This is a genomic window from Cohnella silvisoli, from assembly GCF_021190915.1.
Taxonomy (GTDB): Bacteria; Bacillota; Bacilli; order Paenibacillales; family Paenibacillaceae; genus Cohnella; species Cohnella silvisoli.
In genome coordinates, this window is record NZ_JAIOAP010000009.1 from 94,672 (window position 1) to 108,186 (window position 13,515).

Annotated in this window: 13 protein-coding genes and 1 pseudogene; 2 read left to right on the forward strand and 12 right to left on the reverse strand. The window is 49.2% G+C overall.

Going from position 1 to position 13,515, the window contains the following annotated elements; translation table 11 throughout:
• Positions 1-8 precede the first annotated feature (8 nt).
• The 3 genes from K7P76_RS17605 to K7P76_RS17615 form a co-directional block, all read right to left on the reverse strand.
• Entirely contained in the window at positions 9-194 is a 186-nt protein-coding gene (locus K7P76_RS17605) for an H-type small acid-soluble spore protein (protein ID WP_232186630.1), read from the reverse strand.
• Positions 191-361: a hypothetical protein gene (locus K7P76_RS17610; protein ID WP_232186631.1), complete on the reverse strand. Its 171-nt coding sequence runs from the start codon at positions 359-361 to the stop codon at positions 191-193. Before K7P76_RS17610 ends, K7P76_RS17605 begins: the two co-directional genes overlap by 4 nt.
• A gap of 122 nt (positions 362-483) precedes the next feature.
• Positions 484-801 (reverse strand): winged helix-turn-helix transcriptional regulator, encoded by a 318-nt coding sequence (locus K7P76_RS17615; RefSeq protein ID WP_232186632.1) that lies wholly within the window; start codon positions 799-801, stop codon positions 484-486.
• Positions 802-901: 100 nt separating this feature from the next.
• Here K7P76_RS17615 and K7P76_RS17620 point away from each other — a divergent pair, with 100 nt between their 5' ends.
• Together K7P76_RS17620 and ligD are read left to right on the forward strand one after the other, a co-directional pair.
• The gene (locus tag K7P76_RS17620) at positions 902-1,669 is read left to right on the forward strand and encodes a DODA-type extradiol aromatic ring-opening family dioxygenase (protein ID WP_232186633.1); all 768 of its coding nucleotides are present in this window, start codon (positions 902-904) and stop codon (positions 1,667-1,669) included.
• A 115-nt stretch (positions 1,670-1,784) separates the two neighbouring features.
• Complete coding sequence (gene ligD, locus K7P76_RS17625) at positions 1,785-2,681, forward strand: non-homologous end-joining DNA ligase (protein ID WP_232186634.1); 897 nt, start codon at positions 1,785-1,787, stop codon at positions 2,679-2,681.
• On the opposite strand, the gene cls is transcribed toward ligD, so the two are convergent.
• From cls to K7P76_RS17670, 9 genes and pseudogenes are all read right to left on the reverse strand, one after another.
• Positions 2,678-4,111, reverse strand: coding sequence for a cardiolipin synthase (gene cls, locus K7P76_RS17630; RefSeq protein WP_232186635.1), 1,434 nt, complete (start codon positions 4,109-4,111; stop codon positions 2,678-2,680). The two genes, ligD and cls, sit on opposite strands and share 4 nt — an antisense overlap.
• 148 nt (positions 4,112-4,259) lie before the next feature.
• The gene (locus K7P76_RS17635; protein WP_232186636.1) at positions 4,260-5,099 is read right to left on the reverse strand and encodes a carbohydrate ABC transporter permease; all 840 of its coding nucleotides are present in this window, start codon (positions 5,097-5,099) and stop codon (positions 4,260-4,262) included.
• Positions 5,096-5,989, reverse strand: a complete 894-nt coding sequence (locus tag K7P76_RS17640; protein ID WP_232186637.1) for a carbohydrate ABC transporter permease — start codon at positions 5,987-5,989, stop codon at positions 5,096-5,098. The genes K7P76_RS17635 and K7P76_RS17640 overlap by 4 nt, the downstream gene beginning before the upstream one ends.
• A gap of 19 nt (positions 5,990-6,008) precedes the next feature.
• Positions 6,009-7,355, reverse strand: a complete 1,347-nt coding sequence (locus tag K7P76_RS17645) for an ABC transporter substrate-binding protein (RefSeq protein WP_232186638.1) — start codon at positions 7,353-7,355, stop codon at positions 6,009-6,011.
• Positions 7,356-7,472: 117 nt separating this feature from the next.
• Complete coding sequence (locus tag K7P76_RS17650) at positions 7,473-8,981, reverse strand: response regulator transcription factor (protein WP_232186639.1); 1,509 nt, start codon at positions 8,979-8,981, stop codon at positions 7,473-7,475.
• Positions 8,956-10,767 (reverse strand): cache domain-containing sensor histidine kinase, encoded by a 1,812-nt coding sequence (locus K7P76_RS17655; protein WP_232186640.1) that lies wholly within the window; start codon positions 10,765-10,767, stop codon positions 8,956-8,958. Before K7P76_RS17655 ends, K7P76_RS17650 begins: the two co-directional genes overlap by 26 nt.
• A 609-nt stretch (positions 10,768-11,376) precedes the next feature.
• A complete protein-coding gene (gene rfbD / locus K7P76_RS17660) occupies positions 11,377-12,219 on the reverse strand; it encodes a dTDP-4-dehydrorhamnose reductase (RefSeq protein ID WP_232186764.1) in 843 nt (280 codons plus the stop codon).
• A 29-nt stretch (positions 12,220-12,248) separates the two neighbouring features.
• A pseudogene (locus tag K7P76_RS17665) lies at positions 12,249-12,616 on the reverse strand (dTDP-4-dehydrorhamnose 3,5-epimerase family protein).
• 84 nt (positions 12,617-12,700) lie between these two features.
• Positions 12,701-13,492 carry a tyrosine-protein phosphatase gene (locus K7P76_RS17670; protein ID WP_232186641.1) on the reverse strand — a complete coding sequence of 264 codons (792 nt, stop codon included), beginning with the start codon at positions 13,490-13,492 and terminating at the stop codon, positions 12,701-12,703.
• Positions 13,493-13,515 lie beyond the last annotated feature (23 nt).

Consider the following 13,515-nt stretch of genomic DNA (forward strand, 5'->3'; position numbering starts at 1 on the left):
AATACTTATTACTGCCGTTCCTTCAACCGTTCAACAGCAACCGTCTGCGTATTCGTCGGACTTTGTCCGATTTGCACGGTAGCGACGCCATTGGCGGTATCCACATTCTCGATCCACACCGATTGACCGTCGTCCAGTTGAACGGGGATATTGTCCGAGGATTCGTAAATTTCTTGCGCTCTCTGTGCGTTCATGGATTATCGGCCTCCATCGAATCTGTCGTCGATTCCGTAATTAACCCGTTATGAACCGTCACTTGGCCTCCGCCAAGCCCTTCGTTTATCATTCGGTCAATATCCATATCGTAGACGTCCTTACCCTCGTGGATCGAATCCGAAATCGGCGTAGTTTCTGAATCCATAGTCATTTGCTCCCCTCTGCGATCTGGCCTATAACCATTTCCAATATTCCCTGGGCGATCGATTTCTATGCTGAATAGGGCAGACTAGGGTCAGTATAGGAGCAGTAAAGTATTCGATTCGACTATGAAATCCGGATCCAATCGTGAGACCATTTCGCAATATGTTCAAACAGCGGAGCCAGCGCAAGCCCCTTCTCCGTCAACTGATATTCAATCCTCACGGGAGTTTCCGGATAAACATCGCGCCTGATGATTCCTTCCGCTTCTAGCTCCTTTAATCTTTCCGACAACACTTTCCCGCTTAAATTAGTCAGCGAGGTTTCTATCCGAACAAATCGCTGCGGGCCCGAGAGCAGCTGATATACAATTAATGCCGTCCATCGTTTGCTGAGGATTTCCATCGCCTTCTCGAACTTCGGACACAATTCCTGCTGATCCATTTTATCACCTCGTTGACTTAAATCCATGCAATAGATATACTTGGTTACATAAAGTAAGTATATTATATTTTATCAGTAAAAGATAGAGAGGAGCGCGCCCATGTTACCCAGTTTATTCATAAACCACGGCTCGCCAATGATGATTAAACAACAATCGGATTACACACATTTCCTGAAGGATATCGGCAAGAGGTTTACTCCTAAAGCCATCGTTATCTTCAGCGCCCATTGGGAGGAGAAAGTAACGACGGTTTCGTTCGCCGACGGTCCGCTCGAGACGATATACGATTTCTACGGGTTTCCGGATGATCTGTACGAGATCGCTTATCCGGCTCCAGGTTCCCCGCAAGTTGCCGAGAAGCTGGAGAAATTATTCCAAACTCATGGAATCCCGTCTCAGAGAGACAACAAAAGAGGCCTTGATCACGGTGCTTGGGTGTTCCTGCGACACATGTATCCGGAAGCCGACATTCCCGTCGTAACGGTTTCGGTGAATCCTTTCTTATCCGCCGCCGAGCAATACAAAATCGGTGAAGCTTTCCGCACGCTGGGCGAGGAAAATATTCTCGTCATCGGGAGCGGCACCACCGTTCATAATTTCAACTACATCAAGTTTGGTCAGCAGCATCCGGAGCCTTGGGCGGTCGAATTCGACGATTGGCTTATTGAGAAAATCCAAGCCAAAGATTTGCAATCCCTCGTCAATTACGAGCAATTAGCGCCCTATGCGTCACGCGCGGTACCTAGAGCCGAACACTTCGTCCCGCTATTTCTAGCTATGGGCAGCTCCAGCGGTGAGCAAACCCCAAGCGTGTTATATCGAGGATACGAATTCGGCACGTTCAGCAATACTTGTTTTGAATTTTAATATGGCCGAAAGCGCAAAAATGCTTGAACAGGGAGCCATTCCTGATCAAGCATTTTTTTATGTGATCAATGGGAAATACTAAAGGTAAGCTGAATTGGAAAAGGGGATTTTTCTTATGGCACGGCAAGGCACGATTATCAAACTTGGGGAATTCGAACTGTCGATCTCCAATCCCGATAAGCTGATTTGGCCGGATAACGGAATTACAAAGCTGGACTACGTGCAGATTCTTGCCGAGCTAGCCCCGTACTTGCTCCCCTATACCTCCAACCGCTATCTGACTACGATCCGCTATCCTAAGGGCATCCACGGCACTTCCTTTTACCAGAAAAATTGCCCTGAGCCTGCTCCCGATTACGTAAGAACCGCAACAGAAAACAACATCCGGTATGTAGTCATGGATTCCCTGCCTACCCTGCTATGGATGGGAAGCTTGTACAGCCTGGAATTTCATGTTTCATGCGAAGAGATCGGGATTCGATTGCCGAACACCTGGATGCTGGACATTGATCCTTCTTTAGAGGTAGAACCTCGATTGATGGAAGCCACTGCCCTAGTCGGGGATCTGCTCGTTTCGCTCGGATTAAGCGCCGTTCCCAAAACTTCGGGAGCAACCGGCGTTCAAATCGTCATGCCAATCGAACGCGGACCGGAATTTGACGACCTGAGGCGGTTCGGCAAGTTCATTTCGGAGTATCTCGTCGCGGAACATCCTAAGCTGTTCACGGTTGAACGAATGAAGAAGGATCGCGGGGATCTTATTTATCTCGATTATCTCCAGTACTACGCCGGCAAGACGCTGCCCGCCCCGTATTCTCCCCGCGCCAGACCCGGAGCGACAATATCGACTCCGTTAACTTGGGAGGAAGTGCGCGGCAACGTTAAACCGACCGATTATCACTTGCTTAATATTCGGGATCGGCTTCGCATCCGAGGAGATCTTCTGAATTCGGCTCCTAAGCAGAACCTTGCCCCGATACTGGACCATTTGCGCATTAAAAACCCTGTTTAGAGCAAAGGGGATAAAATTCGCGCCAGCGCCTCCCTTACTTTCTGCTTCTTGGGCCGTTTGCGGAATAGATGAGCATTGATTTCCGTGCTGTCCTTCAAGTCTTGAAGGAAATCCGCTTCGATCCGGGCGATCGTATCGGGATCAAACAGATGGGCATTGATCTCGAAGTTGCTGAAGAAGCTCCGCAAATCCATGTTGGCCGAGCCTACTACTCCCACAAGCGAATCAACGATAAGCGTCTTGGCGTGAACGAACCCTTTACGGTATTGCCACACCCTCACTCCGGATTTCATCATCTCTTCCACGTAAGACAAAGTCGCGAAGTGAACAAGCCATGTATCCGGTACGTACGGAATAATAATCCTGACATCTAATCCGCTTAAAGCCGCGTCGTGCAAGGCCATCCCGACACTTGCGCTAGGTATGAAATAAGGGGTCGTGATCCACACTCGCGTCCTGGCGGAAGTAATCATCGCATAAACGGAGTCATGAATCGCATCCCCTCTGCGATTAGGGCCTGCAGGAACGATCTGAACCGGTTGCGCGTTATCGCAGCTATGCTCAGGGAAGTATGCGGGGTTATCCGGTTTCTCCTTCGTTGCGAGCTCCCAGTCTTTAAGAAACACCTCCTGCAGCCAATATACCGAATCTCCTTCCAATTCCAGATGGGTATCCCGCCAGAACCCAAGCTTTGGGTGTTTACCGATATATTCGTCTCCGACATTAATACCGCCGACAAACCCCTTTAATCCGTCAACGACCATGATTTTCCGATGATTGCGGTAATTCATCCTTTTTTTCAGGAACGATATCTTCAACGGAAAAAAACAGGCACATTCGACGCCGCCCTCGAGCAAAATCCGCACATAAGAGTCCTTTAACTTCACGCTTCCGATTCCGTCGTACAGAAACCGGACCTCAATGCCTTCCTTTGCTTTCCGGATGAGCGCTTGCTGGAACAATCGCCCCGTATCGTCATCCCGGACAATGTAGCTGGACATATGAATATGATGTTTCGCGCCTCTAATCGCTTTAAGCATGGCATCGTATGTATCTTGGCCGTTACTGTAAACCTCCGTACTGTTTCTGCCGAGAATGGGAAACGTTCCTCCCTTAATCAGTCTGCGGAACAACCGATTCTGATCGGCAAAGTCCGGATCGGGCAATTCGGCAGGCGATGTCACGATTTTGCTTTGCCTAAGCATGCGCAATCGGCGGATGTTATCTTGCGACCCGCTGCGTCTTGCTTTTCTGCTCCTGCGATACTCCTGGGCAAGAAAGTAATACAGAATGAAGCCAACTAGCGGAAATAAAAACAGGATAAATAACCAAGCTGTCGCATGGGCAGGCCTGCGAAATTCAAGCAGCAATATCGTCGCCGCTTGAAAAATAAAGATGAACAAAAGAATGCTTAGTCCAAGTACGATCATTCACGTATCCCCGCCGCTCTTGATGATTCATAAATCGGAATTAATTGCGCTAGGGGTTATTATATCATCATTACCGCTCTAATAAGAAAAAACAGGAGGAATCGCTCCCCCTGCTTCTCCTTATTGCGCAAGCTTGTATTCCTCACGCTTATCCTTTGACCGATCCTGCCGCAACGCCTTTGATCATGAACTTCTGAAGGAATAAATAGAACACGAGCAACGGCATAATGGACAACACGAGACCCGGAAAGAGCAAGTCCCAATTCGTAATATACTCCCCGACGAAAGTGTACAATTCAATCGTAATCGTACGGTGATTCTGCTCGCTCAGGAATAGAAGCGGTACGATGAAATCATTCCAAACGCTCAGCGCGGTCAGCACGGCGACGGTCGCCGTAACCGGCTTCATCAACGGGAACACGGTCGTCCAGAAGGCGCGGAAGATGGAGCAACCATCGATAAGCGCCGCTTCTTCGAGCTCCTTCGGCGTTGACTTGAGGAACCCTGTATACAGAAACACAGTGAAGGGCAAATTTATCGATGAATAAATCAAGATGGCGCCATGATACGTATTGACCAGGTGAAGCATATTAACCAGTTTATACAATGGGATCATGGCCAGTTGGAAGGGCAGCATGATGCCCGCAATGAAAAACAAATAGAAAAATAAATACGGCTTCTCGGATCTTCTCGCCAAAGGGTATGCGGCGATTGCGCCAATGACAATGATCAATGCGATCGTAACCGCGGTAATGAGCAGCGTATTGGCGAACACCAGCGGGAAATGCATCATCTCCCACACCTTGGCATAATTGCCGAAGTGCAAACTTGACGGCAGACGAAATGGGGATGAAGCTGCCTCCTCCGCGGTCTTGAAGGTCATCGTTACGATAAAGAATAGCGGATAAATAAAGACGAATGCGGCGATTATGCTGAATAACTCGATGGATAATTTCCTGGCGCTCAGCTTTGCGGAATCGGTTCTCAAGACGACACCTCTCTTCGCCTAAGAACAAGCAGCTGCAGCAGCGATACGACAAATATAATAAGAAACATGACAACTCCGATGGCGGTGCCATAGCCGAAGTTGTTGTCTTTGAAGGCCGATTCGAAAATAAGTACGGTAAGCGTCTCCGTCGCGTGAAAGGGGCCGCCATTCGTCGTGACGTAGATCAGATCGAATGCCTTTAACGTTCCTATCGTGGAAAGAAGGATGTTGATCGTCATAGCCGGTGCCAGCAAAGGAAACGTAATGCGCAGAAACTTGTTCCACCTTCCCGCTCCGTCTATGTTGGCCGCTTCGTACAGTTCACTCGGAATCGTCTGCAGGTTAGCTAAATAAATGACCATAGAATATCCTGTGAACTGCCAAATCACCATCGTAATAATGCAGAACATAGCAAACTTCGGATCTCCGAGCCACACTTGTTCCCACGAAGGGAGGCCGATCGAACGGAGAAAAGTATTGAGCAATCCGCTATTCGGATTAAAAATGTACATCCACGTATAACCCACCACAAGCGGACTGAGCACTGCCGGGGCGAAGAAGATGACTCTCAGCACGTTTTTGCTGCGAATTCCCGAATCCAACGCGATGGCCAAGGGAATGGCCAACGCGTTTTGCAGGATTACGACCCATACGGCAAAGACGGCCGTGTTCTTGAGCGCGGCGACAAACGCCGCGTCATCCATCATGTCTCTATAATTGCGGAGCCCGACAAAACCCATCGTAGCCGTAAAGCCGTTCCAGTTAGTCAGGCTATAATAGAAGCTGCTAAGGACGGGGCCAAGAAACAATAGAGAGTAGATCAACACGGCCGGTGCCAGGAAACAAGCGAGAGTGATGTGGGTTTTGTGCCTGAACGTCAGCTGTTTCATTCGTCCCACCCACTTTTGATTATTTTTGCAGTTTGGCTGCTTTATCCCATGCGTCGTCCATGTTTTTCAGCATTTGCTCCGGCGTTAATGCTTTCAAATACACGCCTTGCGCGGATTTCATCATCTCGGTCGTAGCCGCGTCCTGCGCCCACGCTTGATTCAAGAAACGCCACGCTTTCCCCGTTGCAAGCGTACCCGCGATATCTTCGAAGGCTGGATCCGCATCGCTCTTCTTGCCTTGAAGCGTGAGGAACGCGCCGCCGCTCTTCGCCCAGATGCTCTGATTTTCTTCCTTGGCCCAGAAAGCCAAATATTTCTTCGCTGCGTCCGCTTTTTCCGTGCTCTTATTGATTGTCCATACCGTTCCGACTGCCGCGGATACGTAGACGTCTTCGCCCGCTTTGTTGGACGGCATGGCGAACATTCCGAGGTTCAGCGCCTCGTTCTTGCCTTTAATGCCTGCCAGAGACCAAGTTCCGTCGATATACATCGCGGCTTTGCCTTTCGCGAAATCCGTTTGCGCTTGATCCAAGCTGATCCCCGTGCTCTTCGGAGTCAAGTACCCTTTAGTGTCGAGGGAGAACCAAGCTTTGTTCATTTCGTCCCAAGAACCGGCGAACTTCGTTTCGCGTGCATTCAGCTTCTTATCGAAATCGGGATCTTTGGCATATATCATCGCAGGAGCCATAACGAACAGCGCAGCCAGCGTCATCCATCCATCGTTATTACCAATTGCGATCGGCGTCACGCCAGAGGCTTTGATAGCTTCGCAAGCCGCCAAAAACTGATCCCAATCAGTAGGCACCTTCAAATTCAACTTCGCAAAAATATCTTTATTATAGTAAACGCCAAGCATAACTGTATCATTTGGTGTTCCGTAAACTTTGCCGTCTCCGGAAGCCGCGTCGATCGCGCTTACCGTGAAATCCGGCACCCAAGGCTCGCCGCTTAAGTCCATCAGGTATCCGGCTTTCGCATAGTCGACGATTTCGGCGCCGGGATGAAGGAGCATAACATCGGATGCATCGCCTGCAACCAGCCTTGTTTTGATGAAATCTTTGTATTGCGCGCCGGGCATACCTTCATAGGTGACTTTGATATCCGGATTTTCTTTCATGAATTTCTCGTTCAGCTCCGGAATCGCGCCGATTTCAGCGCCTGACTTATAACCGGATACTTTGAGCTCTACCTGCTCGGCCGGCTTGCTTGCTTCGGGAGAAGCGGAAGCTTCCGATGCCTTGGCGCTTTCGGTCGGCGATGCCGACGTGGACGTCGAGGCGTTGTTGTTTTTGTTGCCTCCGCACGCGGACAGCAAGCTAGACACGCATAACATGAGGACAAGCACGATCAAAAGCGGTTTTCTCATTTTTCTGTGACCTCCGTTTGGTTTGTTTGATTGACTTGCTACCTCATGTTAAACCAAATTGAAGCGCTTTCTGAATGCCCTAAAACTCGTGTTTCGTTCGTTATTTTCGGCGATCCGTTAAACTTGGTCTCTATACTCCGATGGGGTAAGCCCGCATACTTTCCGAAATAAGGTGCTGAAATACTTTGCGCTCGTGTAACCTACTTTCTCCGCAATTTCATAGGTTTTGAGATGCGTTTCCCTCAACAGGCGCTTTGCCGCGTTCATGCGGGTTACCGTTAAATACTCGATGAAATTTTCGCCGGACACCTGCTTGAACAGCTCGCTGAAATAGGTCGGGTTCATGTACACGTGCTGGGCGACTTGTTCGAGGTTGAGCTCGGGATCCCCGCAGCGCTCTTGAATATAAGCTTTGGCCGCCCGGACGACCTTCCTGTTATCCGGCTTCTCATCGACGCTCTGAACATTAATTCTTTCCATGAATTCGTCGAAGGTGCGGGAAAGCAGCTGCGGCGAGACAGGGGGAGCGATCCTGGCCAGAAGCCAGGGGGTTTCACGTTCAACCTGCAAGCTGAGGCCTGAGTCATTCCGGCTGCGCACGCGTCGGAGCAGGACAGAGAGGAAACGGTAAAACCGCAATTGGGCCCATGCGGCGTTGTCGTTCGGGGAATGGAGAAACTCCTCTTTCCATTGCTGCATCATCGTCTTCGTAAGTGAAATGTTCTCCTCCGCGATTGCCTCCAGAAAACGCTCTTCCTTTAAGTTGGCCTCGGCGTCTGAACGCGCCCCCGTTCCTTGCGCCATGTTGGCTTGCTCCGCATAGGCCGATTGCATAGCCTGACGGTAACCTTCGGGCAAATGCTCGAACAAGACGAGATTATCGCTTACGCCAACGGAGGATTCCGATGTCCAATAATCCCGAATCGCCTTGATCGGCAGGTCATTGCCTTCGATAAGCAGAACATGATGAAACTTGCCTACGTAGAAACCGAATAACTGGTGAATGTGCCCAAACCGCTCCCACAGCTCGGCTTGAAGCTCTTCGAGCTGACTGGGCTCCGGGAATCGCCCCTCCGCGCTTTCCAGCGTCACCATAACCGCGAATTCTTTCCCATCCAACAGCCATCCAATATCTCTGAAGCCCGTTTCCAGTAGCTCGGAATAGTCCGCTTCTCCGGAAATCCATTGCAGAACGTACCGCTCGAGCTTTATCCTTTGGCTGCTGGACCGTTCATTTTCCGTTTTCTGGCGCATGGCCAGCTTCTGTTGGATTTTGGACAATGCCGCCATCAATTCCTGGCGATCCAGAGGTTTTAATAAATAATCGGTTACCCCGTTGCGCAGCGTGCTCTGAGCGAAAGCGAAATTATCGTGGCCCGATAACACGATCTGCGAGATGTTCGGATATCGCTCGGCAACGATCCCGATCAATTCCAGTCCGTTCATCCCCGGCATCGAAATATCGACGATCATTAAATCGGGCTGAAATTTCTCCAGCACCTTCATCGCCTCGAAGCCATCCTCAAGCTGGGCAACGATTTCCCATGAGGGCGCCAAACGCCGAATAGCGAGCGCCAATCCTCGGCGTATCGTCTCTTCATCATCCACGATCATAAGCGTTGGCATCGCGAATCTCCCTCCATTCTCTGTTGCTCACGCTCACGATAACGCGAGTTCCTTCTCCCCGCTCGCTATCGATAGACAATCCGCAGTCTCTTCCGAATTGAAGCTGGATGCGGTCGTGCACGTTTTTGAGTCCAATATGGGAAGTAAGCACGGACATTTCGACTATCAGTTGACTGCGAATTTGCTTGAGCCGATCCGCTTCGATTCCTACGCCGTCATCGATGACCGTGATGAAAGTTCGATCTTCATCCCGGCTGCCTATGATTCTAATCATACCGGCCCCTTTATTGGGCGCCAAACCGTGAATGATCGCATTCTCGACGAGCGGCTGAATAATCCAAGGCAGCGTCCACGACTGCAATATTTCCTCGGGGATATCGATTTCTACGGTCATATTCGGATAACGCAGCTTCTGCAGATTGACGTACACCTGTATAAACTCCAACTCTTGGGAGAACGGGATGAGCTCCGAGCTTTGGTTAACGGACATTCGGAACAGCTTGCCGAGTAATGAGATCATGTCGGCTACCTCGTAATCCCCGTTGAATTCCGCCTTCATGTTAATCGATTCCAGCGTATTGTACAGAAAGTGAGGGTTAATCTGGCTCTGAAGCGCTTTGAAATCGGCTTCCTTTTTCAGGATGTTAATCGTTAGCACGTTCGTTACGAGTTCGTTGATTCGCTGCACCATGACGTTAAAGCTTTGCCCGACTTGGCCGATCTCGTCGTTGGAAGGCGAACGGTAACGTACTTTGTAATCGCCCTCTTCCACCCGTCGCATGAGAATCCGGATTTTCTTGAGCGGTTTAATCATATGGGACGTTAGAAGCGCGGCTATGGCAATCGAGACGAGCAGCGTTCCTCCGGCTAACGTCCATAGCAGGCTTCGAAGCAAGCTCAGGTCCTTGGTCAGTTCTTTAACCGGCATCGTCCCGACGATTTTCCATCCATAACGAGAAGCCGTAACGTAGTTGACCATCGTCTGTTTTCCATCGATATCAATGAAGAAAGTATCCCGGCTCTTAGGCAGCGGAATATCGAATTTATGGGTCCACAGCTTCTGATCGGGGTGATAAATGATGTGTCCGTTACCGTCGACGATAAACAGCACTTCTCCATTGTTATTGCCTATCGGATTCATGATGTCCGCTATCGTATCCATGCCGATATCCATCATCAGCACGCCGAACGACTTGTGATTCGTAATGTTAATGAGGCTTCGCGCGAACGACAAAGCGTATTTCTCATGCTCCCCTGGCACGTCTATACGATGCGTCGGAATAAGAATGCCTTTGCCATCGCCCTTAAGCGCATCTGCAAACCAAGCTTCCTTCGTAGAGTTGCTATAATCAACATAAAACCCGGAGCCATATTGCGCGAACACTTTGCCGTCCTGAAATAAATAGGCACCCATAATGTCCTTAAGAGAAGCGCGCATGATGGAATTCATCGTCCGGTTAATCGATATTTTTTTCTCGTAATCCAACGTTGGACTCGTTTCTTTTCCGCCGTCGGCAATGACCTTCAGATCGTCCTCGTTGAGGTAGAAGGTCAAAGAGATTCTATCGATTTCCTGCAAGTAGTTGTCGATATTCCGGCCGACCTGATCGAGAAGCTGCAGGCTCAAGTCGCCCATTTTGCCTTTGAGGTTGTCATAATAACGTTGAAACCCGAGCAGCGTGACGACGATAACAGGCAGCAAAATCATAAGCGTGTAAAGTACCGTCAGCTTTTTCCCCATGCCCCAGTCGCGGAAAGCGAACCGGCGGATTCCTTTGGTGGTCATTACAACGCCTCTCCCCGTCCGTGCTTCATTCATTCTCGCAATCTAGTCTAAATGTAATCGATCTTCCCCTACCCGGCAATAACCGGAACGCATGGAGAAGACCGGAATCGGGGTAGAACGGCTAAAGCCGAAAATAAGGGACGTTTTCCGAAAATTACGGACTGTGCGGGCGATAAAATTGAAGGCATAGGAGGGATGTTGGAGAGGGGGTGCTCGTAGTACGGCAGACTCCTCCCGAACACAATTCGAGTGGAGTCTGCCGAGGGGGGATTGGGCTAGTAGACCTGTTGCTGCGCTTGGTGCTCCGGTTTCTCCTCTAGGTCCATTTTTTGGTTGCTACTTAGATCCCTTACTTGGACAAGGCACTTTATTGGCCTTCGTGCTTCATATGTATCTGGTGATGGCTCAACGAAGGTACTTTTTTGGCCTTCGTGCTTCATAAGTAATCTGGCTTGGTTCAATGAAGGCACTTTTTTGGCCTTCGTGCTTCATATGTATCTGGTGATGGCTCAACGAAGGTACTTTTTTGGCCCTCACACTTCATATGTATCTGGTTCTAGCTCGATGATGGTACTTTTTTGGCCTTCGTGCTTCATGTGCAAGCAATGGCTAGCTCTGTTGCTTAATGAATTCAGCCAAAGCTTCTCTCCAGTTGCGCATTTCACCAAACCCGTTGGAAATCAGGTTGTTATGATCCATTACGGAGTAATTAGGCCTTTTAGCCAGACGGGGAAAGGCATCTGAATCGACCGGTTGCAAGGTAAGGGAAATTCCTGCTTCTTCGTATATGGCCTTGGCGAATTCGTACCATGAACAGCTCCCGGAGTTGGAAACATGATAGATTCCATATTGAGAGCTTTGAACGATACGAGAAATACATTCCGCCAGATCTACGGCGTATGTGGGTGATCCGATTTGATCCGCCACGACGGAAACCGAATATTTGTCCTCCGCCAGCTTCAGCATCGTCTTCACGAAGTTATGTCCATACTGCCCGTAAACCCATGATGTTCTGACGATAAAATATCGAGAATGCAAAGATCGGACAACCTGCTCGCCTGCCAGCTTCGACTTGCCGTATACGCTAACCGGATTTACGGGATGCTGTTCGTTATACGGCTTAATTCCCTTCCCGTCAAAAACGTAATCCGTACTTATATACACGAACTTGGAGCCCACCGCCTCGGCAGCTAACACAACGTTTTTGGTCCCTGTTCCATTGATCAAAAAAGCTTGATCCGGATCTGCTTCCGCCTGATCGACTTTCGTATATGCGGCAGAGTGAACAATCGCATCCGGTTTTATCCGGTTAACTGTCTCTGAAACCCGCTCCCCATTGGTTATATCCAGATCGGATCTTCCGTAAGCGTAAACCTCGCAGCCTCTATTTTCAAAAACACTAACAAGCTCCCTGCCTACTTGTCCTTCCGCACCCGTAATAAGAACCTTCAGCTTCCCCATATCGGCGGTCCCCTTCTTCTTTATGGATATAATTCCGCCTGCCCAAAAGCAGGATGCAACTTATCTTTGTCGGAAAGCAATGGATTCAAAGTCGGCCATGTACCAACAGCTGCATTTTATTCGCTTCGCTCAGAAAAAAGCCCATCCATTGACCAAAGGTGGGAGAGCTCTGCCTGATGTCGACGACAACATCATAGATCGCCCCCGTTAACGTGCGAACCAACTTCGTCTGGGCCTTCGGATTTAACTGGTAGTGCAGTCCCCTTAATGTTCCCGCCTCTTTCGATAAAGAATGATTATCCTGAATAAAGGAATACGTGATTCCTTGGGCATAGTAATCCGGAGTTATCAAACATACGCCGTTTAATTGAGTTTGCTTAATGTTCATAGGAATGTACCTCACACAATTAGAATTCTTCATCGAGACTTTGCTTGCCCAACTGTGCTAGCGGCTCCGCCTTATATATATGACTCAAAGACGATGAGGATTCCAAAACGGAATTTTACGTTTGCTCTTATGTTGAAACGGGATAATCGGCTCCCCGGTTTCCAGCACTTCCCCTTGTACGAGCTGCTCAGCGTTAAACCTCAAGTAGTCTACCGTTTCCCTTTGTAATCCCGCTTCCAGAAGCCAAAAAGCTTCACGGAGCCGGAATGCGCGCTTATTCAAGTCATGAGCATCAGAGGCAAGTATATGAATCCACCTATTACGCGCCATCATCCATGCAGCTTGCTGCACTTCGGTTCCATAATGGCCGACCAATGAGGGAGCCGTTAGCTGAAAGAGTACACCCAAACCGATCAATTCATAGAGCCGACCTGGCTCCCTAATGAAAGGATGATGGCGTTCCGGATGAGCAATAATGGGTATAAGTTCGTTCGATTTGAGAAAACGGATAAAATCATTCAGGTACTTCGGAGTTTCTTTAGAAGGAAGTTCTACGAGGACGTACTTACTGTCGGCCAAAGGTTGAACATTATTGAATATCCCCGATTGTTCTTTGTAATTTGCGCTTAAATGGTATTCCTGTCCTGCCCATACCGTTAACGGAATACTTTCATTGACTAGTAAACCATTGAACTGTTTGACCAATGCCGCAATTTTGTCCGGGTTATTGTAATAGGATCCTTTTCCATGGTGGGGTGTCGCTATTATTCCTGTAATGCCTTGACGTACAGCTTCCCTAGCCATATCCAACGATTGATTCCAATGTTCCGGCCCGTCGTCGCACATCGGAATAATGTGGCAATGCGTATCGATCATGGAGCTTCCTCCCTGCCGAAAAT